Raw genomic sequence first — 21,373 nt, forward strand, 5'->3', positions numbered from 1 at the left:
AAGGGAGCACAGTCATGGAACTTCACGACGTCTGGTTCGTCCTCATCGCCGTCCTGTGGATCGGCTACTTCTTCCTGGAGGGCTTCGACTTCGGGGTCGGTGTCCTCACCAAACTGCTGGCCCGGAACCGTCCGGAGAAGCGGGTCCTCATCAACACCATCGGGCCCGTCTGGGACGGCAACGAGGTCTGGCTGCTCTCGGCGGGCGGCGCGACCTTCGCAGCCTTCCCCGAGTGGTACGCCACCCTCTTCTCCGGCTTCTATCTGCCGCTGCTGCTCATCCTGGTCTGCCTGATCGTCCGTGGTGTGGCCTTCGAGTACCGGGTGAAGCGGCCCGAGGAGACATGGCAGCGCAACTGGGAGACAGCGATCTTCTGGACCTCGCTGCTCCCCGCCTTCCTGTGGGGTGTGGCCTTCGCCAACATCGTGCGCGGGGTGAAGATCGACCAGGACTTCGAATACGTCGGCAGCTTCGCCGACCTGCTCAACCCGTACGCCCTGCTGGGTGGTCTGGTCACGCTGGCACTGTTCACCTTCCACGGAACGGTGTTCGTCGGCCTCAAGACCGTCGGGGACATTCGTGAGCGGGCGCGCAAGCTGGCACTGCGCGTAGGTGCAGTGACGGCCGGGCTGGCGCTTCTCTTCCTGCTCTGGACGCAGATCGAGAAGGGCGACGGTGCTTCCCTGGTCGCTGCTGTCGTGGCCGTCGTCGCTCTGGTCGTGGCGCTGGCGGCGGTTCGGGCAGGGAGGGAGGGCTGGGCGTTCGCCCTGTCGGGGGTCACCATCGTGGCCGCCGTCGCGATGCTCTTCCTGACGCTCTTCCCGAACGTCATGCCGTCCTCGCTGAACGAGGACTGGAGCCTCACGGTCACCAATGCGTCGTCCAGCCCGTACACCCTGAAGATCATGACGTGGTGCGCGGCCATCGCCACACCGGTGGTCATGCTCTACCAGGGGTGGACCTACTGGGTGTTCCGCAAGCGGATCGGTACACAGCACATCGCCGAGTCGGTGCACTGAGTCCCGGCGAGGAGGTGCGTTTGACGATGTTTCACGTGAAACGTACCTCCCCGGGCCGAAGAGGCATGTTTCACGTGAAACATGCCTGCTGAGAAAAGGGTGTTTCACGTGAAACCGATCGACCCACGACTGCTGCGGTACGCGCACGCCACCCGCTTCTTCCTGGTGGTCGTCGTCGGGCTGGGTGTGGCGGGAGCCGCGCTCGTCATCGCGCAGGCCATGCTCATCGCCGAGGTGGTGGTCGGCGCCTTCCAGCACGGAATGTCGGTTCCCGAACTCCGCACTCCCCTGCTTCTCTTGGCTGCGGTCGCGCTCGGCCGGGCCCTGGTCTCCTGGCTCACCGAACTGGCCGCTCACCGCGCGAGTGCGGCGGTGAAGTCGGAGCTGCGGGGGCGGCTACTGGAACGGGCCACCGCACTGGGGCCCGGCTGGTTGAGCGGGCAGCGCACCGGCTCGCTGGTCGCCCTCGCCACCCGTGGGGTCGATGCGCTCGACGACTACTTCTCGCGCTATCTGCCGCAGTTGGGTCTCGCCGTCGTCGTGCCCGTCGCGGTCCTCGCGCGGATCGTCACCGAGGACTGGGTGTCGGCGGCGATCATCGTCGGAACGTTGCCGCTCATCCCGATCTTCATGGTGCTGATCGGTTGGGCCACCCGCTCGCAGATGGATCGTCAGTGGCGGCTGCTGTCACAGCTGTCAGGGCACTTCCTGGACGTCGTCGCCGGGCTGCCGACGCTGAAGGTGTTCGGCCGGGCCAAGGCCCAGGCCGAGTCGATCAAGCGGATCACCGGCGAGTACCGCCAGGCGACCATGCGGACACTGCGGATCGCCTTCCTGTCGTCCTTCGCGCTGGAACTGCTCGCGACGATCTCGGTCGCGCTGGTCGCGGTCACCATCGGCATGCGGCTCGTGCACGGCGAGATGGACCTGTACATCGGTCTGGTCATCCTCGTCCTGGCGCCCGAGGCGTATCTGCCGGTCCGGCAGGTGGGAGCCCAGTTCCACGCGGCCGCGGAGGGACTCGCGGCGGCAGAGGAGATCTTCGAGGTGCTGGAGACGCCGGTGCCGGCGTCCGGGACCGGGGCGGTGCCGGACGAGGGTGACCTCCGCTTCGACGGGGTGACCGTCCGCTACCCCGGCCGGTCGTACGACGCCGTCTCCGACGTCTCCTTCACCGTGGAACCCGGCGAGACGGTGGCCCTCGTCGGGCCCAGCGGCGCGGGCAAGTCGACACTGCTGCACGTCCTGTTGGGGTTCGCGGGGGTTACGGCGGGCGGTGTACGAGTCGGGGGAGCCGATCTCGCCTCGCTCGACCTGGACGAGTGGCGATCGCGCGTGGCCTGGGTGCCGCAGCGACCCCACGTCTACGCCGGGTCGATCGCGGAGAACATACGCCTGGCCCGACCGGACGCGGACGACACGGCGATACGGCGGGCGCTCGCCGACGCGGGAGCGCTCGATTTCGTGGAGGCCCTGCCCGCAGGGGTGGACACGGTCCTCGGTGAGGACGGCGTCGGACTCTCCGCCGGGCAGCGACAACGCCTCGCCCTCGCCCGGGCGTTCCTCGCCGACCGGCCCGTGCTGCTCCTCGACGAGCCGACGGCCTCGCTGGACGGCGAGACCGAGGCGGAGGTCGTACAGGCGGTACGGCGGCTGGCGGTGGGCCGGACCGTGCTGCTGGTGGTCCACCGTCCGGCGCTGCTGAGGGTGGCGGACCGGGTGGTGCGGCTGGAGGAGGCGACGGGGCGCGGGGCGGCGCCGGCCGCCGAGCGGGACCGAGCGGTCGCCGTGTCCGCTCGGTCGGAACGACAGGAAACTCCGGAGCCGACAGCCGGGGAAGACCTGCCACTGGAGCAGAGCGGAGGCGTTCTGGCCCGGGTCCGTCGGATGGCCGGGCCGCGACGGGGCCGACTCGCCCTCGCCTTGTTGCTCGGCAGCCTCGCCCTGGGCAGTGCGGTCGGGCTGATGGCGACCTCCGGATGGCTGATCTCACGGGCCTCGCAGCAGCCTCCGGTGCTGTATCTGATGGTCGCGGTGACGGCGACGAGGGCGTTCGGGATCGGACGGGCGGTGTTCCGGTACACGGAGCGGCTGGTGTCGCACGACGCGGTGCTGCGGATGCTGGCCGACACGAGGGTGGCCGTCTACCGGCGGCTGGAGCGGCTGGCACCCTCCGGACTGCGGACGATCCGGCGGGGGGACCTGCTCTCACGACTGGTCGCCGACGTGGACGCGCTGCAGGACTACTGGGTGCGCTGGCTGCTGCCTACCGGGGCCGCGGTGACCGTCTCCGCCGCCTCTGTCGGGTTCACCGCCTGGCTGCTGCCCGAAGCGGGAGCGGTTCTGGCCGTCGGCCTGCTCGCCGCCGGGGCCGGGGTTCCTATCTTGACCGGGGCCGTGGCCCGGCGGGCGGAGTACCGGCTGGCGCCGGCCCGTGGGGTACTGGCCACCCACGTGGCCGATCTGCTCACCGGCACCGCCGAGTTGGCCGTCGCGGGCGCTCTGCCCGCGCGTACGGCGGAGGCGCGCCGGGCCGACCAGGTGCTCACCCGGATCGCTTCCCGAGCGGCCACGGCGACCGCGCTCGGGGACGGTCTCACCGCGCTCGTCTCCGGGCTCACCGTCGCCGCCACAGCGCTCTTCGGCGCCCAGGCGGTCGTCGACGGACGGCTGAGCGGCGTGGCCATGGCCGTCGTCGTGCTCACCCCGCTGGCCGCGTTCGAGGCGGTCCTGGGGATGCCGCTCGCCGTCCAGTTCCGCCAGCGGGTGCGCAGGAGCGCGGAGCGCGTCTACGAGGTACTGGACACACCCGACCCCGTCCGCGAACCGGAGGAGTCGGCCGAGGCGCCGGCGTCGCCGTTCCCGCTACGGCTCGAAGGGCTCGGCGCACGGTACGCCGGGCAGGACCGGAACGCGCTCACCGCGTTGGATCTCACCCTGGACGAGGGCCGCAGGATCGCCGTGGTCGGCGTCTCGGGGGCCGGCAAGACGACCCTCGCGCAGGTGCTGCTGCGCTTCCTGGACGCGCGCGAGGGAACCTACACGCTGGGTGGCGTGGACGCGTACACGCTCGACGGGGACGCCGTACGGCGGCTCGTGGGGCTGTGCGCCCAGGACGCGCACCTCTTCGACAGTTCGGTGCGGGAGAATCTGCTGCTCGCGCGGAAGGACGCCGATGAGGGGGAGTTGCGGGACGCGCTCGCGCGGGCACGGTTGCTCGACTGGGCCGACGAACTGCCCGACGGGCTCGACACCTTGATCGGCGAACACGGCGCGCGGCTGTCCGGCGGTCAGCGTCAGCGGCTCGCTCTCGCTCGCGCGCTGCTGGCCGATTTCCCGGTTCTCGTGCTCGACGAGCCCGCCGAGCACCTGGACCTGCCGACCGCCGACGCGCTCACCGCGGACCTGCTGGCCGCCACCGAGGGCCGTACGACCCTGCTGATCACCCATCGGCTGGCCGGCCTCGACGCGGTGGACGAAGTCGTCGTCCTCGCGGAGGGCCGCGTCGCGCAGCGCGGGACCTACGCGGAACTGGCCCTGGTGGACGGCCCCTTGCGGGAGATGGTGGAACGGGAGGCAGCGGGGGAGCTGTTGGCCGGCGTCTGAACGCCCAGCGGCTTCGCCGCAGCTGCTGCGGCGGTGCCCGACGGTCGGCCCGGCGTTCGGTCGGCTGTTGAGTCCCATTGAGCTCCGTTGATCAGGCTCGGTCGGTACGGGTCTGCCTCGGCTTCAAGGATCAGCGCCGAATGCCCCACGGTCCGGCCCCTGTTCGGCTCCATTCCTTGAGCCGTCCGGGGCAGAGTGTCCCCCGGCCGTACGACTCGAACAGGACTACGGCGCGGCGCAGGTCCACGATCGCTGATATGCGCTTCTCTCGCCGACACTCGCTGCTCGTCGCCATGGTGCTGTGTGCCTCGGCCACTGTCGCGGCCCGGCCGGCGGCCGACAGCGATCGCGGCGGGGCTCCGGGCCCGTCCGCCGAGGAAGGCATCAGCGCCAGGGTGGCGCGGCTGTTCGAGGAAGCAGCGGTGGCCACACAACGGTATGAGGCGGGGCGGCAGGCGGCGGAGGCGCAGAAGGCGAAGACGGTGCGGCTGGAGAAACTGCTCACGAAGGAGCGGAAGCAGATCGCCGTGCTCAACGCCGACCTTGGCCGGATCGCGCGCGCCCAGTACCGCGAGGGCGGCGGGGTGCCGTACACCGCGCAGATGCTGTTCGCGGACGACCCCGAAGAGCTGATGCGAGGTCAGCGGGCGGCGTGGCAGGCCGATCTGGCCGTCAACAACGCCGTGACCAGGAGTCGTCGCGCGGAAACGAGGCTCGCTGCGGACGAGGCGAGGGCGGCTACGGCGTGGCGAGCGCTGGAGGAGTGGAAGGCCGGGCTCTCCGGGAACAAGAAGGCGATCGAGCAGAAGCTCGAAGTGGCGCAGTGGACGCTCCAGGGCCAGGCCGACGAAGCGGTCGCGGCCGGCGCCTGCCGGGGAGCGGTCCGCTTGGATCAGCCGGACGGCGAGCCGTCGAGCGCGTGGGTCGCCCCGGTGGCCACGTACGAACTCTCCGCAGGTTACGGCAGCGGCGGTGAGCGCTGGGCCAGTCGGCACACGGGGCAGGATTTCGCGGTACCGATCGGCACGCCGGTGCGGGCGGTCGGTGCGGGGCGCGTGGTGAAGGTGTCGTGCGGGGGCGCCTTCGGCATCGAGATCGTCGTCAAACACGCGGACGGCTATTTCTCGCAGTACGCGCACCTCGCCGCCGTCACCGTCGACCAGGGGGACCGGGTGGGCCCGGGCCAGTGGATCGGCCAGTCGGGCACCACCGGAAACTCCACCGGACCACACCTGCACTTCGAGGTGCGGGTCACCCCGGAGCTGGGCTCGGGTGTGGACCCCGTCCCGTGGCTGCGGAAGCACGGGGTGAAGTTGTAGGCGGGTGACAGGTCTCTACAGCCGCTCCGCCAGCAGCCGTTCGATCACGACCGCCACACCGTCGTCGTTGTTGGCCACGGTCCGGCCGGAGGCCGCCGCGAGGACGTCCGGGTGCGCGTTGCCCATGGCGTACGACTGGCCCGCCCAGGTGAGCATCTCGACGTCGTTCGGCATGTCCCCGAAGGCGACGACCTCCTCGTGGGAGATACCGCGCTCGGCGCAGCACAGGGCGAGGGTGCTGGCTTTGGAGACGCCCGGCCCGCTGATCTCGAGCAGGGCGCTGGGGCTGGAGCGGGTGATGGTGGCACGGTCGCCGACGGCGATGCGAGCGGTGGCGAGGAAGTCGTCGGGGTCGATCTCCGGGTGGTACGCGAGGATCTTCAGCACCGGCTCGTGATCGGCCACACCGCCCGGGGCCAGCAGTTTCTCGGCGGGCGCCAGGATGTCGGGGATCTCCATGTGGAGCTTCGGGTACTCGGGCTCCTGGTTGAAGCCGTACGTCTGCTCGACCGCGTACACCGTGCCCGGCGCGGCCTCACGCAGCAGCCGTACCGCGTCGAGGGCGTTCTCGCGCGCGAGCTCGCGGACCTTGACGAAGCGGTGGGCGCCGGGGCCGCCGTGCAGGTCGACCACGGCGGCACCGTTTCCGCAGATTGCCAGGCCGTGACCGTGGACGTGTTCGCTGACGACGTCCATCCAGCGGGCCGGGCGGCCGGTGACGAAGAAGACCTCGACGCCCGCCTCCTCCGCGGCCGCGAGGGCGGCGACGGTGCGGGGGGAGACCGACTTGTCGTCGCGGAGCAGGGTGCCGTCGAGGTCCGTGGCTATGAGCCGGAGCGGGACGGTCGGGGCCGGGGTCTCGGGCTGTCGCGTCGCTGAGGTCACGGACCCCATTGTCGCGCATATGCGCGCACGGTCGTGCGGGCGCCCGCACAAGTGAGTGATCAGAGAGCCGGCTGACCCACTGTCTGGCCTGTTGACTGCGGCTGTTCTCGCTGCTGGCACCCCTTCGAGTCGTGGCGCCCCGGGGGAGCGCCGGCTCCGGGCGGGGTGCTCACGCCAACTGCGCCGGGGCCTCCATGGCGATCCGCTCGAAGACCTTCTCGTCCGCGGCGAAGTCGGAGTCCGGGATCGGCCAGTGGATCACGAGGTCGGTGAAGCCCAGGTCGGCGTGGCGGCCCGCGAAGTCCACGAAGGCGTCGAGCGACTCCAGGGGGCGGCCCCGGTCCGGGGTGAAACCGGTGAGGAGGATCTTGTCGAGCCTGGCCGCGTCGCGGCCGACCGCCGCGGCCGTGTCGGCCAGCTTCTCCACCTGTCCGCGAATGGCTCGAACCGATTGCTCGGGTGTGCCCGTCTCGAACAGCTTGGGGTCCCCGGTGGTCACCCAGGCCTGCCCGTACCGAGCGGCCAGTCGCATCCCGCGCGGACCGGTGGCGGCCACCGCGAAGGGCAGCCGGGGACGCTGGACGCAGCCGGGGATGTTGCGCGCCTCATGGGCGGAGTAGTAGTCGCCCTCGTACGAGACGGAGTCCTCGGTGAGCAACCAATCGAGCAGGGGAACGAACTCGGCGAGACGGTCGGCACGCTCACCCGGCGTCCACGGTTCCTGCCCGAGCGCGGTGGCGTCGAAGCCGGTGCCGCCCGCGCCGACGCCCAGGGTGAGCCGCCCGCCGGAGATGTCGTCGAGGGAGATCAGTTCCTTGGCGAGGGTCACCGGGTGCCGGAAGTTCGGCGAGGTCACGAGCGTGCCGAGGCGGATGCGGTCGGTGACGGCGGCTGCTGCGGTCAGGGTGGGTACGGCGCCGAACCAGGGCCCGTCCCGGAAGGTTCGCCACGACAGGTGGTCGTAGGTGAACGCGGTGTGGAACCCGAGCTGCTCGGCCCGCTGCCACATGTCACGGCCGCCCTCGTGCCAGCGGAGGTACGGCAGGATCACGGTGCTCAGACGCAGACTCATACCCCGAGCGTAAGGGCAGCCGCCGAGTGGTTCCGCTCAGTGCGACTCCGGGAAGCGCAGGTACCGGGGCGGAACCGTCTCGGTCAGCCACACCCCGTTGTCGCTGACGCGGAAGACGTGACCGTCCCGGTGCATGGCGCCCGCGTCCACGGACAGCACGACGGGCCGGCCGCGGCGGGCGCCGACGCGGGTGGCGGTCTCCCGGTCGGGTGAGAGGTGCACGTCGTGCCGGTTCATGGCGCGCAGTCCCTCGGCGCGGATCGCGCCCAGGTAGGCCGCGATGGTGCCGTGGTAGAGGTACGGGGGCGGGGTCGCCGGGGGCAGTCCCAGGTCGACCTCGACGGTGTGCCCCTGGTTGGCGCGGATCCGCTCGCCCTCGACCGCGAAGCGTCGCTTGTCGTTGGCCTCGACCACATGGTCGAGCTCGGCCCTGGTGAAGGGGAAACCGTGGGCGGCGGCCGCCTCCATGAGGGTGTCGATCCTGACCCAGCCCCCCTCGTCGAGCGTGAGCCCGATCCGCTCCGGCTGGTGCCGCAGGTGCTTCGAGAGGTATTTCGACACTCTCACGGTGCGTCGTTCGTTCATCTCGCCAGCGTGCACGGCGAGACCCGCGTCACGCACTTGATTTTGACGCGGATGTTTGATCCACAGCCAAGTGCAGTTATCCACAGGGGAATTGAAGATTCTGTGGACAACAGCCCGTCAGATTCAGATCGATTGATCAATTTATCCTTTTTCGCGCATATTTGCTGTCAGTGTGTCCAAAGTGCGCGACTGCACCTCGCGTTCGGCGGCCGCCGTGACGAAGGCGGAGACCTGCTCCGGACCAACCAGGCTCTCCACGGCTCGTATCGTCGACGCCGGGATCAGTACGGAACGCGGCTCCTCTTCGCGTTCGGACGGGGCGTCGGAGTCGAGGTGCCGGCGCAGCTGTCGGGTGGCGAACATCCGCATCGCGCGGGCGAGTTCGGCGTCCACCGACTGCTGGGCGAGCGGCCTCAACCGTCGCACGAGTTCCGCCGTTTCGACCGCTTCGGTCTCTGTCGGCGGCTGGTGTTTCCCGATGGAGTGGGCGAACACGTGCTCGGTGGTGAACTCCAGGAAACGGGTGGCGATGTGCTCGATCTGACCCCTCAACTCCCTGAGATGAACAGCGATCGCGGACAGGGGGACGCCCGCGGCGTGCAACTCGGCCGCCACCGAGAGCTCTTGGGGGCTCGGAACGAGGAACAGGTTCTCCTCGTCCGGGACCGGCACCAGCACCCCCAGGTCGACCGCGTCCGCCACCGCCGTCTCGTCGGGGGCGCCACCGAACCGCTCGGCCAACTCGGCCCGCGAGATCCGTACGGCCTTCTCGTCGGTCCACGGCCCCTCGACCTCCGCGGCCAGACCGAGGACCCCGCCGAGACCACGGCCCGTGTCCCAGGCCTCCAGAAGCTCCTTGATGGAGGCGAGGGTGTAGCCGCGGTCGAGGAGGTCGGCGATCTGGCGCAGTCTGGTCAGATGCGCGTCGGAGTACACATTCGCGCGTCCGCGCCGCTCGGGGCTGGGCAGCAGTCCCCGGTCCTGATAGGCGCGGATCGTCCGGACCGTGGTGCCGCTGCGGTGCGCCAGGTCGTCGATGCGATACACGGCCGCCGGTACGTCGTCCTGCTCGCTCCGTTCGTCCTGACGGCTCACAGCGGCGGCTCCAGGCGGGCGAGCGCGCGCAGCGCACGGGGGGCGAACCGGGACATGAGGCGTCCGCCGCGGGCTTCCGGGGTGACGGGGACGACCGCCTGGTTCTGGACGACCGCGCGCAGAACGGCTTCCGCGACCTTCTCCGGCGGGTAGTTCCGCAGTCCGTAGAGCTTCGCGGTCCTCCGCTGCCGACGCTTCTCCTCTGCGGCGTCGACCCCCGCGAAGCGCGCGGTCGAGGTGATGCCGGTGTTGACGATGCCGGGACAGATCGCCGACACCCCGATGCTCCGCCCGGCCAACTCCGCGCGCAGGCACTCGCTCAGCATCAGGACCGCCGCCTTGGAGGTGCTGTACGCGGGCAGCGACCTGGAGGGCAGATACGCCGCGGCCGAGGCGATGTTGACGATATGGCCGCCCTGGCCTCGCTCGGCCATCTGCCTGCCGAAGAGCCGACAGCCGTGGATCACGCCCCACAGGTTGACGTCGAGGACCTTGCGCCAGTCCTCGAAGGTGGTGTCCAGGAAGGCCCCGGAGAGTCCGATCCCCGCGTTGTTCACCAGCACGTCGATCACGCCGTACTCGGTGGCGACCCTCTCGGCGAGCTTCTCCATGGCCTGCTCGTCCGACACGTCGACCGTCTCCGCCCAGGCTTCGGGCGCGCCCGCCCGCCGGGACGACTCCGCGGTGCGGGCCGCTCCTTCGGCGTCCACGTCGACGGCGACGACGCGTGCTCCCGCCTCGGCGAACGCGAGGGCCGTGGCCCGGCCGATACCGTCGGCCGCTCCGGTGACCAGCACCAACTGCCCCCCGAATCGGTCCGTGTGCTTCCCGGCGGCCATCGGCGCCCGGCGCCCTTGCTCGGTCGCCGTGACGAACTCGGTGATCCAGGCGGCCAGCTGATCCGGCCGCGTGCGCGGGATCCAGTGTTTGTCGGGCAGCGTGCGGCGGGTGAGTCGCGGCGCCCAAGATTCCAGGTCGTCGTAGAGCCGCTCGGAGAGGAACGGGTCACCCAGGGCGGTGATGAGCTGGACGGGCACATGGGCGTACGCGTCGTCCCGGGGGTCGGTCAGGCGAGTTCGCAGGTTGTCCCGGTAGAGCCAAGCCCCGTGCGCGGCGTCGGTGGGCAACGACGCGCTGGGGTAGTCGCCTTGGGGCAGCCCCTCGGCCCTACTGACCAGGCCGGGCCACCACTTGCCGAGGGGGCCGCGCCAGGCGATCTCGGGCAGCACAGGGGTGTGCAGCACGTAGACGTACCAGGATCTGGCGCCCTGGCCCAGGAGTTGGCCGATCCGGCGCGGGGTGGGGCGCTTCACCCGCCGCTTGATCCAGTGCCCCAGGTGGTCGAGGGAGGGGCCGGACATCGAGGTGAAGGACGCGATCCGGCCCTCGGTCCGCTCGACCGTCGCGAACTCCCAGCCCTGGACCGATCCCCAGTCGTGTCCCACCAGATGCACGGGGCGGTTCGGGCTGACCGCGTCCACGACCGCCAGGAAGTCGTCCGTCAGCTTCTCCAGCGTGAATCCGCCGCGCAGCGGCTTCGGTGCCGTGGACCCGCCGTGGCCGCGCACGTCGTACAGCACCACGTGGAAGTGCTCCGCGAGCCGTACGGCGACCTCGGACCAGACCTCCTTGGAGTCGGGATACCCGTGCACGAGCAGGACGGTCGGACGCTCCGGGTCGCCGAGTTCGGCGACGCTCAGCTCGACTCCGTCCGCGCGCACCCTGCGTTCCCGCGCACCTTCGAGCGTGCCCGCATCGGTCATGTCTCCCCCTTCGGCCGTCCATCGGTGGTCACCGCCCCGTCCGACGTCGTCGATCACGGTCCGTGTTCGCAATGTGACACCAATGAATGTGCCAGTGAGTGGTGGCTGCGTCAACGGGCGCGTTCGGGGCTGTGGACAACCGGCGGGCGAAGAAAGCGGCGAGTGCCGGGGCACGAAACCGTGACACCGTTCGTTCCCTCACATGACGGCGGCCCGCGCACGGCTCGGCTCTTCCCTGTCGTTCGACCTCAGGGTGACCCCTAGGGGGACCGGCGGTGGACGCCCCCTAGGAGCCCGTACGACTCCAGGGTGAGGCCGAGACAGCTCTGCGGGGTGACGACCGCGGCGGCCCGCGACCCTAATGTCTAGATCGTGACTGTGATCGCGACCGAAAGCCTGAGCAAGCGGTTCCCGAGGGTGACCGCTCTTGACCGGCTCTCCGTGGACATCGGACCCGGTGTGACCGGACTCGTCGGTGCCAATGGCGCCGGCAAGTCCACACTGATCAAAATCCTGCTGGGTCTGTCCCCCGCGTCGGAGGGCCGTGCCGAGGTGCTCGGCCTCGACGTCGCCACCAAGGGCGGCGCCATCCGCGAGCGCGTGGGGTACATGCCGGAGCACGACTGCCTGCCGCCCGACGTCTCGGCCACCGAGTTCGTCGTGCACATGGCCCGCATGTCCGGACTCCCGCCGACCGCCGCGCGAGAGCGCACCGCGGACACCCTGCGCCATGTCGGTCTGTACGAGGAGCGGTACCGCCCCATGGGCGGCTACTCCACCGGCATGAAACAGCGGGTGAAACTCGCCCAGGCCCTGGTGCACGATCCGCAACTGGTCTTCCTGGACGAGCCGACCAACGGCCTGGACCCGGTCGGCCGGGACGAGATGCTCGGCCTCATCCGCCGCATCCACACCGACTTCGGCATCTCCGTCCTCGTCACCTCGCACCTGCTCGGCGAGCTGGAGCGCACCTGCGACCACGTGGTCGTGGTCGACGGCGGCAAGCTCCTGCGGTCCAGCTCCACCAGGGACTTCACCCAGAGCACGGCGACCCTCGCGATCGAGGTCACCGACAGCGACGAGCACCCGGACGGCACCGGCGCGCTGCGTCAGGCTCTCCACGCGCGCGGAGTCACCGTCTCCGACGGCAGCGGCCTCCCGGGCGCCGGGCACATCCTGCTGCTCACAGCCGAGGGCGAGGAGACCCACGACCTGGTCCGCGACGTCGTCGCCGACCTGGGCCTCGGCCTGGTCCGTATGGAGCAGCGCAGGCACCAGATCGCCGAGGTCTTCCAGGACAACGACGAGCAGAGCGGCACCCTGAGCGCCCAGGACGCAGGAAAGGAGGCGGTCGGCCATGGCGGTTGAGCAGCACGGTGCACAGGCACCGTCCCTCGGTGGCGGACAGCCCGCCCGCACGGGCGAGCAGAGCCGTATCCACAACATCGGATACCGCTCCTACGACGGCCCCCGTCTCGGCCGCGCCTACGCCCGGCGCTCGCTGTACTCGCAGTCCCTGCGGGGCGCGTACGGGCTGGGCCGCTCGGCGAAGTCCAAGGTGCTGCCCATGCTCCTCTTCGCGGTGATGTGCGTGCCGGCGGCCATCATGGTGGCGGTCGCGGTCGCCACCCAGGCCAACGACCTGCCCGTCAAGTACACCGACTACGCGGTCATCATGCAGGCCGTCATCGGCCTGTACGTCGCCTCCCAGGCACCCCAGTCCGTCTCGCGCGACCTGCGCTTCAAGACCGTACCGCTGTACTTCTCGCGCCCGATCGAGACCGCCGACTACGTCCGCGCGAAGTTCGCGGCGCTGACCTCGGCGCTGTTCATCCTCACGGCGGTCCCCCTGCTCGTGCTGTACGTCGGAGCGCTGCTGGCCAAGCTCGACTTCACCGACCAGACCAAGGGATTGGCACAGGGACTGGTGTCCGTGGCGTTGCTGTCGCTCCTCTTCGCCGGTATCGGCCTGGTGATCTCGGCGGTCACCCCGCGCCGGGGCTTCGGCATCGCGGCCGTCATCGCCGTCCTCACCATCTCCTACGGTGCGGTGTCCGTCGTCCAGGCCATCGCCAACGAGCAGAACAGCCCGGACGCGGTGCCGTGGCTCGGCTTCTTCTCGCCCATCACGCTGATCGACGGTGTGCAGACCGCCTTCCTGGGCGCCACCTCGGCCTTCCCCGGCGGGCACGGGCCCTCCGGCGGGCAGGGAGCCCTCTACGTCCTCGTCGTCCTGGGTCTCATCGCCGGCTCCTACGGCCTGCTGATGCGCCGCTACCGAAAGGTCGGGCTGTGACCACGCTCAACATCGACCACGTCTCACGCTGGTTCGGCAACGTGGTGGCGGTCAACGACGTCACGATGACGATCGGCCCCGGTGTCACCGGCCTCCTCGGCCCGAACGGCGCCGGCAAGTCCACCCTCATCAACATGATGGGCGGCTTCCTCGCCCCCTCCACGGGCTCCGTCACCCTCGACGGCACGCCGGTGTGGCGCAACGAGCAGATCTACAAGCACATCGGCATCGTTCCCGAGCGCGAGGCGATGTACGACTTCCTCACGGGCCGCGAATTCGTCGTCGCCAACGCCGAGTTGCACGGCCTCGGGGCGACGGCGGCCCAGCGGGCGCTGGCCACGGTGGAGATGGAGTACGCGCAGGACCGCAAGATCTCGACGTACTCCAAGGGCATGCGTCAGCGCGTGAAGATGGCGTCGGCGCTGGTCCACGAACCGTCACTGCTGCTGCTGGACGAGCCGTTCAACGGCATGGACCCGCGCCAGCGCATGCAGCTCATGGACCTGCTGCGGCGGATGGGCGACGAGGGGCGCACGGTGCTCTTCTCGTCCCACATCCTCGAAGAGGTCGAGCAGTTGGCGGCCCACATCGAGGTGATCGTCGCCGGACGGCACGCGGCGAGCGGTGACTTCCGGCGCATCCGCCGGCTGATGACGGATCGCCCGCACCGCTATCTGGTGCGCTCCAGCGACGACCGGGCCCTGGCCGCCGCGCTGATCGCCGATCCCTCGACCGCCGGCATCGAAGTGGACATGACCGAGGGCGCGTTGCGTATCCAGGCCGTCGACTTCGGCCGGTTCACGACACTGCTGCCGAGGGTGGCCCGGGACCACGGCATCCGTCTGCTCACGGTCTCACCGTCGGACGAGTCCCTCGAGTCCGTCTTCTCGTATCTCGTCGCGGCGTAGGAGGCCGAACATGTACGACCCCACAGTCGCCCGGCTCACCTACCGGGCCCTGCTCGGCCGCCGCCGGGCCCTCATCCTCAGCGCGCTGCCCGCCCTGTTGATCGTGCTCTCCGTGGCCGTGCGCGCCCTGAGCGGTGCCGACGACCAGGTGGCCGCGGATCTCCTGGGCGGATTCGCGCTCGCCACGATGGTGCCGATCATCGGCGTCATCGCGGGTACAGGCGCGATCGGACCGGAGATCGACGACGGTTCCGTGGTGTATCTGCTGGCCAAGCCGGTGAAGCGGCCGACGATCATCTTCACCAAGCTGATCGTGGCGATCGCGGTGACCATGGCCTTCTCGGCCGTACCGACGCTGATCGCGGGTCTGATCCTGAACGGCAACGGGCAGCAGATCGCGGTCGCGTACACGGTGGCGGCGCTGGTCGCCTCGATCGCGTACGCCGCGATGTTCCTGCTCCTCGGCACGGTCACCCGGCACGCGGTCGTCTTCGGGCTCGTGTACGCACTCGTCTGGGAGACCCTCTTCGGGTCCCTGGTGGACGGAGCGCGCACCCTCAGCGTCCAGCAGTGGGCGCTCGCCGTCGCCCAGAAGGTCACCGACGGCGGTCTGGTGACCTCCGACGTCGGACTGCCGACCGCGGTGGTCCTGTTGACGGTCGTCACAGCGGGCGCGACCTGGTACGCGGGGCAGAAACTGCGGACGCTGAAGCTCGCCGGCGAGGAGTGACGGAATCCTCCGGGGCGATCCGCCCCGGAGGCCCTTCTTTTGCTCTTGACGGAGGCTTCACGCACGTCCAGGCAGACTGGCGGGACGGATACACGGGGCATACGCGGCCAGGAAGGGCGGCCGGAGGGCGGGAGGGCACGGGGATGACAGCGGAGTCGGAGAGCTCGTCGGACGGCGGCGAGACGCGGGACGCGCGTGAGGACGTCTGGGACGACCTCGTGCTGGACGAGGACTTCATACGGTCCGCCGATACGGCCGAACCGTCGGCGCGGGCCAGGATGTTGGCGGCGCGGTGGCGGCGACAGGCCCCGGATCCCCAGCCCTGGCGCTCGGACGAACCGCCCGCCGGATGGTTCTTCAGCAAGGCGCGACGCCGCAAGTGGCGCCGCGGTTGACCGTTCGGCTGGCCGAGGGCCGGGCGGCCGATATTCGGTGGCGGGCAACCCGGCTGCCGGGCACAGTGGTTGATGTCCAAGTCGCCGGATCGAGTCGGCGCCACGTTCTGGGAGAGGAGCCCGGCGATGCTGTCCTTCAGGCGCAGTACGCCGAGTTCCCTGCAGGGCAGCCCACGGCGGGCTCCGGAGTAGTTACCCCTCCGTCGAGTCCCGTCCCCCCAGTGGGGAGCTGCCCGGGGCGGCCGCTTCGAGCGCGCGAATCGCTTCGCGTGGGCCGCCCACCCGGAGGATTGGCCGAGTGGTAAGGCACCGGCTTGCTAAGCCGTGGTCGGGTTCTGCCCGCGCACGTTCGATCCGTGCATCCTCCGCCGTTCGCAGTCGCAGTCGCAGTGGCTCGGCCGGTCGTCGGGCCGGGGTACGTGCGGACAGCCTCGCGAGGCCGTAGCGGCAGGAAGCCGGCTACCCGTGGCACTCGTTCTCAGGGCAGCAGGCGTTCCAGTACCTCGGCGATGCCGTCGTCCTCGTTGGAGGACGTCACCTCGTCGGCGACGGCCTTGAGGTCGGGGTGGGCGTTGGCCATGGCTACGCCGTGGGTGGCCCAGGTGAACATGGGGATGTCGTTGGGCATGTCGCCGAAGGCGATGGTGTCCGTGCGCTTCACGCCGAGGCGGCGGGCGGCGAGGGAGAGACCGGTGGCCTTGGTGAGGCCGAGGGGGAGGAGCTCGACGATGCCCTCACCGGCCATGGCGACCGTGACGAAGCCGCCGGCGGCCTGGCGGGAGGCCTCGGTGAGTTCGTCGGAGGTCAGGGTCGGGTGCTGTATGTAGATCTTGTTCAGCGGGGCCGCCCAGAGGTCGGACACGTCCGTGAGCGGGGTGGTGGGGAGCGAGCCGTGCAGGGCGTACCCGGTACCGACCAGGATCTCGCCGTCCAGGCCCGCGCGGCTGGCGGCCAGATGCAGGGGGCCGACCTCCGCCTCGATCTTGGCGAGGGCGACCGCGGCGAGTTGCCGGTCGAGGGTGACGGCCGTGAGCAGCCGGTGCTCTCCGGCGTCGTACACCTGTGCGCCCTGGCCACAGACGGCCAGTCCCCGGTAGCCGAGGTCGTCGAGGATGTGGCGGGTCCAGGGGACGGCCCGGCCGGTGACGACGATGTGGGCGGCGCCCGCCGCGGTGGCCGCGGCGAGCGCTTCACGGGTGCGCGGCGAGACCGAGTCGTCGGAACCGAGGAGCGTTCCGTCGAGGTCGGTCGCGATCAGCTTGTAGGGGAAGCCCGGGGGCGTCAGGGAAGGTTCGGAGACCTTCGGGGGCGTCACGGACGGTTCAGCGGCCCTGGACGCGCCGGGGGCCCCGGGCGCCTCGGACACCGTGGTCTTGCCGGAGTCCGTGGAGCCCCCGGTGGCTGCCGCTTCGCTCACTTGGCTACCGGCTCCAGCACCTCGCGGCCACCCAGGTACGGGCGGAGGACCTCGGGGACGCGGACGGAGCCGTCGGCCTGCTGGTGGTTCTCCAGGATCGCCACGATGGTGCGCGGGACGGCGCAGAGCGTGCCGTTGAGCGTGGCCAGCGGCTTGACCTGCTTGCCGTCACGGACGCGGATCTGCAGGCGGCGCGACTGGAACTCCGTGCAGTCGGACGTCGAGGTCAGCTCGCGGTACTTGCCCTGGGTCGGGATCCACGCCTCGCAGTCGAACTTGCGCGAGGCCGAGGAGCCGAGGTCGGCGGAGGCGACGTCGATGACGCGGAAGGGCAGTTCGAGCGACGTCAGCCACTGCTTCTCCCAGTCCAGCAGGCGCTGGTGCTCGGCCTGCGAGTCCTCCGGCGCGACGTACGAGAACATCTCGACCTTGTCGAACTGGTGGACGCGGAAGATGCCCCGGGTGTCCTTGCCGTGCGAGCCGGCCTCGCGGCGGAAGCAGGGGGAGAAGCCCGCGTACCGCAGGGGGAGGCGGTCGGCGTCGATGATCTCGTCCATGTGGTACGCCGCCAGCGCGACCTCGGAGGTGCCGACCAGATACAGGTCGTCCTTGTCGAGGTGGTAGACGTCCTGGGCGGCCTGGCCGAGGAAGCCGGTGCCGGCCATCGACTGCGGGCGGACCAGCGCCGGGGTGAGCATCGGGGTGAAGCCGGCCGCGGTGGCCTGGGCGATCGCCGCGTTGACCAGGGCCAGTTCGAGGAGGGCGCCGACGCCCGTCAGGAAGTAGAAGCGCGAGCCGGAGACCTTGGCGCCGCGCTCGGTGTCGATGGCGCCGAGGATCGTGCCGAGCTCCAGGTGGTCCTTGGGCTCGAAGCCCTCGGCCGCGAAGTCACGGATGTCGCCGTGCGTTTCCAGCGTGACGAAGTCCTCCTCGCCGCCGACGGGGACGTCGGGGTGGACGAGGTTGCCCAGCTGGAGGAGGAGCTCCTGGGTCTCGCTGTCGGCCGCGCCGCGCTCGGCGTCGGCGGCCTTGACGTCGGCCTTGAGCTGTTCCGCGCGCTTGAGCAGCTCGGCCTTCTCGTCGGGGGAGGCCTTGGGGATCAGCTTGCCGAGCGACCTCTGCTCGGCGCGGAGCTCGTCGAAGCGGACGCCGGACGACCTGCGCCGCTCGTCGGCGGACAGGAGGGAGTCGACGAGTGCGACGTCCTCTCCACGGGCGCGCTGGGACGCGCGCACACGGTCGGGGTCCTCACGGAGCAGGCGAAGGTCAATCACCCCTCAAGGCTACCGGTGCGTGGTTCCGGCCCACGACTTGAATTCGCTGTACGCCCTTTATCTGGATCTTTGGCTGGAATGTCGATCACGTGGGCAGGGCCCGGCCGGTGCCGGCGAAAGTCAATGAACCGGGGCGCGACCCCCTGAAGGGGGCAGAGGTTCGGCGCCTGGTTGACTCGACTTCCTTGTGTCGCAAGGGACTTGGGGATCGGTCGTCCACAGGAATCCACAGTGCCGCAGAGTTATCCACAGGCTGTGCGAAAGATCTGTGGACTTCGGGAAAGATCACTGGGGGAATCGGACTCCGCCTTGAGGATTCCCGACCCAAACCACCTTCACGCCCACTTTCGAGTGGATTCGCGGGGGAATGGGTCGCTCTAAAGGATTCACGCGAGGAGACACATGGACGAAGGGTGACTCACGGGGTTGTGGACACAGGGGGACCCGGGAAGGCGATTTGTCGACTGAATAGGGCTGTGTTGTCGACTTGTCCCCAGGTCGAGAAGGTGCCCTGTGGATAACTTCTGTGGACAAAGAAAATAGGCAGGTAGCACCGGCGGTGGGCCGGATCAGAACCGGCCGTCCTGGCAGCGCGCCACCCAGTCCGCCGCGGCCACGAACTCGGTGTCGGACGTGCCCGGCAGTGTGGGCCGTACCTTCGCGGTGGTGGCGTCCGCACGCGGGTACGAACCGAGGAAGCGGACCTGGAGGCAGATCCGCTTGAGGCCCATCAGCGCCTCCGCCACCCGCCGGTCGGAGATGTGGCCCTCGGCATCGATGGCGAAGCAGTAGTTGCCGATGCCCTCGCCGGTCGGGCGGGACTGCAGAAGCATCAGGTTGACGCCACGGACGGCGAACTCGCCGAGCAGGTCGCGCAGCCCGCCGGGGTGGTCGTCGCGCTGCCAGATGACGACGGACGTCTTGTCGGAGCCGGTCGGGGCGGCGGGCCGGGCGGGACGGCCGACCAGGACGAACCGGGTCTGGGCGTTCTCCGCGTCGTGGATCTCGGTCTCCAGCGGCTCCAGGCCGTACCGGGAGGCCGCGAACTCGCCGGCGAAGGCGGCGTCGTAACGGCCCTCCTGGACCAGACGGGCGCCGTCGGCGTTCGAGGCGGCGGACTCCCAGACGACGTCGGGCGGGAGGTTGGCCTTCATCCAGTTGCGGACCTGCGGCTGGGCGGCCGGGTGGGCGGTGACCGTCTTGATGTCCGAGAGCTGGGTGCCCGGCCGGACCAGCAGCGCGAAGGTGATCGAGAGCAGGACCTCGCGGTAGATCATCAGCGGGGCGCCGGCGACCAGCTCGTCGAGCGTGGTCGTGATGCCGCCCTCCACGGAGTTCTCGATCGGGACGAACGCGGCCTCGGCCTCGCCGTTGCGGACGGCGTCGAGTGCGGCGGGCACGGACACCATCGGGACGAGCTCGCGGGTCGCGGACTCCGGCAGTGTGCGCAGGGCGACCTCGGTGAAGGTGCCCTCGGGGCCGAGGTACACGTAGCTGGCTGGCATGGACTCACCCTAATGGGCCTCGGTCCAGCAGTACGACCCTCGGCCCGGCAGCAGGACCGTCAGCCCTCCAGCAAGCCCTGCCCCACGTACTCCCCCTCCGCCGCGCCTCCCGGCACCGCGAAGAGGCCGCTCGACTCGTGGCGGATGAACTTCGACAGCGCGTCGCCGCGGTCGAGTTTGCGTTGGACGGTGACGAAGCCCCGCAGGGGGTCGGCCTGCCAGCAGACGAAGAGGAGACCGGCGTCGGGGACGCCCTTCGCGTCGATGCCGTCGTGGAAGGAGAACGGGCGGCGGAGCATGGCCGCGCCACCGTTCTGGTCGGGACGGGTGATGCGGGCGTGCGCGTTGATCGGGACGAGGAGATTGCCCTGGGCGTCCGTCTTCTCCAGATCCATCGCGGTCGTCTCCGTCGCCTTCGGGCCCCCGCTCAGCGGCGCCCCGTCCGACTTCCGGCGCCCGATGACGCCCTCCTGCTCCTTGACCGAGAGCTGTTCCCAGTCGTCGAGGAGCATGCGGATGCGGCGTACGACCGCGTAGGAGCCGTTCGCCATCCACGCGGGGTCGCCGGAGGTGCTCGGTGATGCGGACTCGGGCACGAAGATCCGCTCGTCGAAGTCGGACTCGGTCGGCTTCGGGTTGCGGGTGCCGTCGACCTGCCCCATCAGATTGCGGGCGGTCATGGGGTGGGCCGTGGCACCCGGCGAGCGGTTGAAGCCGTTCATCTGCCACCGCACCCGTGCCGCGCCGCCCGCGTCCTTCTGGATCGCGCGCAGGGCGTGGAAGGCGACGAGCGCGTCGTCCGCCCCGATCTGCACCCACAGATCGCCGTTGCTGCGCGCCCTGTCGAGCTGGTCCGAGGAGAAGTCCGGCAGCGGGTCCAGTGACTCCGGGCGCTGCTTCTCCAGACCGGTACGGGCGAAGAAGCTGTGGCCGAAGCCGAAGGTGACCGTCAACGACGAGGGTCCCGCGTCGAGCGCGATATCCGTGTCGTCCTGAGCCGCGGGCTCGCCCGCCATCAGTCGCCGGGCCGTGTCCGACCAGCGACGCAGCAGAGCCGCTGCCTCCTTGCGCCCTGCCCCGGCCGCCAGGTCGAAGGCGACGAGATGGCCACGGGCCTGGAGCGGGGTGGTGATCCCCGGCTGATGTTTCACGTGAAACCTCACCTCCCCCGCGCCGAGGGAGGACAGCGGGGTGACCCTCTCGGAGGAAGAGGAGGACGAGGAAGCCGCGCCGGCCGCATAGCCTGCGGCGCCGCCCGCCGCACCCAGCGCGAGGCCGGTAGCGGCGGCCGTGCCGAGCAGCCGACGTCGGGAGATGGGCCCGCTCGCGAGGCCGGGCGACGGTGCCGTCCCTCGCGTCGGCTCCGCACCCGCGGACGGCGACGGTGAGTTGTGCGTGGTCGCTCGCGCGGGCGCGGCGGTGGCCGCATGGTCGGCACCGCCCCGAGCCCCTCTCGGGGCCACGGAGCCGTCTTCGACGAGGTCCTGGTCAGCCATGGTGTGTT

Annotated in this window: 17 protein-coding genes and 1 tRNA gene; 9 read left to right on the forward strand and 9 right to left on the reverse strand. The window is 70.3% G+C overall.

Annotation, left to right across the window (positions count from 1 at the left end; genetic code table 11):
• The first annotated feature begins 14 nt into the window (after positions 1-14).
• From cydB to RM704_RS11040, 3 genes are all read left to right on the forward strand, one after another.
• The gene (gene cydB, locus RM704_RS11030; protein ID WP_033530694.1) at positions 15-1,019 is read left to right on the forward strand and encodes a cytochrome d ubiquinol oxidase subunit II; all 1,005 of its coding nucleotides are present in this window, start codon (positions 15-17) and stop codon (positions 1,017-1,019) included.
• Between the two features lie 108 nt (positions 1,020-1,127).
• Positions 1,128-4,625, forward strand: a complete 3,498-nt coding sequence (gene cydD / locus RM704_RS11035) for a thiol reductant ABC exporter subunit CydD (RefSeq protein WP_192829798.1) — start codon at positions 1,128-1,130, stop codon at positions 4,623-4,625.
• A 257-nt stretch (positions 4,626-4,882) separates the two neighbouring features.
• Positions 4,883-5,944 (forward strand): M23 family metallopeptidase, encoded by a 1,062-nt coding sequence (locus RM704_RS11040; protein ID WP_033530696.1) that lies wholly within the window; start codon positions 4,883-4,885, stop codon positions 5,942-5,944.
• Between the two features lie 15 nt (positions 5,945-5,959).
• On the opposite strand, the gene RM704_RS11045 is transcribed toward RM704_RS11040, so the two are convergent.
• The 5 genes from RM704_RS11045 to RM704_RS11065 form a co-directional block, all read right to left on the reverse strand.
• The gene (locus RM704_RS11045; protein WP_033530839.1) at positions 5,960-6,829 is read right to left on the reverse strand and encodes a Cof-type HAD-IIB family hydrolase; all 870 of its coding nucleotides are present in this window, start codon (positions 6,827-6,829) and stop codon (positions 5,960-5,962) included.
• 169 nt (positions 6,830-6,998) lie between these two features.
• Positions 6,999-7,901 carry an LLM class flavin-dependent oxidoreductase gene (locus RM704_RS11050; protein WP_033530697.1) on the reverse strand — a complete coding sequence of 301 codons (903 nt, stop codon included), beginning with the start codon at positions 7,899-7,901 and terminating at the stop codon, positions 6,999-7,001.
• A 36-nt stretch (positions 7,902-7,937) separates the two neighbouring features.
• Entirely contained in the window at positions 7,938-8,486 is a 549-nt protein-coding gene (locus RM704_RS11055; protein ID WP_033530840.1) for an RNA 2'-phosphotransferase, read from the reverse strand.
• A 141-nt stretch (positions 8,487-8,627) separates the two neighbouring features.
• A complete protein-coding gene (locus RM704_RS11060) occupies positions 8,628-9,581 on the reverse strand; it encodes a MerR family transcriptional regulator (RefSeq protein ID WP_052146372.1) in 954 nt (317 codons plus the stop codon).
• Entirely contained in the window at positions 9,578-11,344 is a 1,767-nt protein-coding gene (locus RM704_RS11065; protein ID WP_033530842.1) for an SDR family oxidoreductase, read from the reverse strand. Before RM704_RS11065 ends, RM704_RS11060 begins: the two co-directional genes overlap by 4 nt.
• Before the next feature lie 378 nt (positions 11,345-11,722).
• On the opposite strand from RM704_RS11065, the gene RM704_RS11070 reads away from it, so the two are divergent.
• From RM704_RS11070 to RM704_RS11095, 6 genes are all read left to right on the forward strand, one after another.
• Positions 11,723-12,712: an ABC transporter ATP-binding protein gene (locus tag RM704_RS11070; protein ID WP_033530698.1), complete on the forward strand. Its 990-nt coding sequence runs from the start codon at positions 11,723-11,725 to the stop codon at positions 12,710-12,712.
• Positions 12,702-13,640: an ABC transporter permease subunit gene (locus tag RM704_RS11075; RefSeq protein ID WP_033530699.1), complete on the forward strand. Its 939-nt coding sequence runs from the start codon at positions 12,702-12,704 to the stop codon at positions 13,638-13,640. Before RM704_RS11070 ends, RM704_RS11075 begins: the two co-directional genes overlap by 11 nt.
• Positions 13,637-14,548 carry an ABC transporter ATP-binding protein gene (locus RM704_RS11080; RefSeq protein ID WP_033530700.1) on the forward strand — a complete coding sequence of 304 codons (912 nt, stop codon included), beginning with the start codon at positions 13,637-13,639 and terminating at the stop codon, positions 14,546-14,548. The genes RM704_RS11075 and RM704_RS11080 overlap by 4 nt, the downstream gene beginning before the upstream one ends.
• Positions 14,549-14,558: 10 nt before the next feature.
• Positions 14,559-15,278 (forward strand): ABC transporter permease, encoded by a 720-nt coding sequence (locus RM704_RS11085; protein ID WP_033530701.1) that lies wholly within the window; start codon positions 14,559-14,561, stop codon positions 15,276-15,278.
• Positions 15,279-15,421: 143 nt separating this feature from the next.
• The gene (locus tag RM704_RS11090; protein ID WP_033530702.1) at positions 15,422-15,673 is read left to right on the forward strand and encodes an SGM_3592 family protein; all 252 of its coding nucleotides are present in this window, start codon (positions 15,422-15,424) and stop codon (positions 15,671-15,673) included.
• A 284-nt stretch (positions 15,674-15,957) separates the two neighbouring features.
• Positions 15,958-16,041: transfer RNA gene (locus RM704_RS11095), tRNA-Ser, on the forward strand.
• Positions 16,042-16,151: 110 nt separating this feature from the next.
• Here the strand turns inward: RM704_RS11095 and RM704_RS11100 are convergent.
• The 4 genes from RM704_RS11100 to efeB all read right to left on the reverse strand — a co-directional run bounded on the left by RM704_RS11100 (position 16,152) and on the right by efeB (position 21,365).
• Entirely contained in the window at positions 16,152-16,988 is an 837-nt protein-coding gene (locus tag RM704_RS11100; protein ID WP_438828909.1) for an HAD family hydrolase, read from the reverse strand.
• A 98-nt stretch (positions 16,989-17,086) separates the two neighbouring features.
• Positions 17,087-18,364, reverse strand: a complete 1,278-nt coding sequence (gene serS, locus RM704_RS11105) for a serine--tRNA ligase (protein WP_033530703.1) — start codon at positions 18,362-18,364, stop codon at positions 17,087-17,089.
• Positions 18,365-18,933: 569 nt separating this feature from the next.
• A complete protein-coding gene (gene pheA / locus RM704_RS11110; protein ID WP_033530704.1) occupies positions 18,934-19,869 on the reverse strand; it encodes a prephenate dehydratase in 936 nt (311 codons plus the stop codon).
• Between the two features lie 59 nt (positions 19,870-19,928).
• Positions 19,929-21,365 carry an iron uptake transporter deferrochelatase/peroxidase subunit gene (gene efeB, locus RM704_RS11115; protein WP_033530705.1) on the reverse strand — a complete coding sequence of 479 codons (1,437 nt, stop codon included), beginning with the start codon at positions 21,363-21,365 and terminating at the stop codon, positions 19,929-19,931.
• Positions 21,366-21,373 lie beyond the last annotated feature (8 nt).

It is taken from the genome of Streptomyces gottesmaniae (assembly GCF_031845845.1).
Taxonomy (GTDB): Bacteria; Actinomycetota; Actinomycetes; order Streptomycetales; family Streptomycetaceae; genus Streptomyces; species Streptomyces akebiae.

What these genes read in the sequence shown, in the direction of transcription:
- RM704_RS11090 (WP_033530702.1), top strand. Translation starts at nt 15,422, where the DNA reads ATGACAGCGGAGTCGGAGAGCTCGTCGGACGGCGGCGAGACGCGGGAC.
- RM704_RS11075 (WP_033530699.1), top strand. Translation starts at nt 12,702, where the DNA reads ATGGCGGTTGAGCAGCACGGTGCACAGGCACCGTCCCTCGGTGGCGGA.
- RM704_RS11055 (WP_033530840.1), bottom strand. Translation starts at nt 8,486, where the DNA reads ATGAACGAACGACGCACCGTGAGAGTGTCGAAATACCTCTCGAAGCAC.
- cydB (WP_033530694.1), top strand. Translation starts at nt 15, where the DNA reads ATGGAACTTCACGACGTCTGGTTCGTCCTCATCGCCGTCCTGTGGATC.
- efeB (WP_033530705.1), bottom strand. Translation starts at nt 21,365, where the DNA reads ATGGCTGACCAGGACCTCGTCGAAGACGGCTCCGTGGCCCCGAGAGGG.
- RM704_RS11085 (WP_033530701.1), top strand. Translation starts at nt 14,559, where the DNA reads ATGTACGACCCCACAGTCGCCCGGCTCACCTACCGGGCCCTGCTCGGC.
- pheA (WP_033530704.1), bottom strand. Translation starts at nt 19,869, where the DNA reads ATGCCAGCCAGCTACGTGTACCTCGGCCCCGAGGGCACCTTCACCGAG.
- RM704_RS11065 (WP_033530842.1), bottom strand. Translation starts at nt 11,344, where the DNA reads ATGACCGATGCGGGCACGCTCGAAGGTGCGCGGGAACGCAGGGTGCGC.
- RM704_RS11050 (WP_033530697.1), bottom strand. Translation starts at nt 7,901, where the DNA reads ATGAGTCTGCGTCTGAGCACCGTGATCCTGCCGTACCTCCGCTGGCAC.
- RM704_RS11040 (WP_033530696.1), top strand. Translation starts at nt 4,883, where the DNA reads ATGCGCTTCTCTCGCCGACACTCGCTGCTCGTCGCCATGGTGCTGTGT.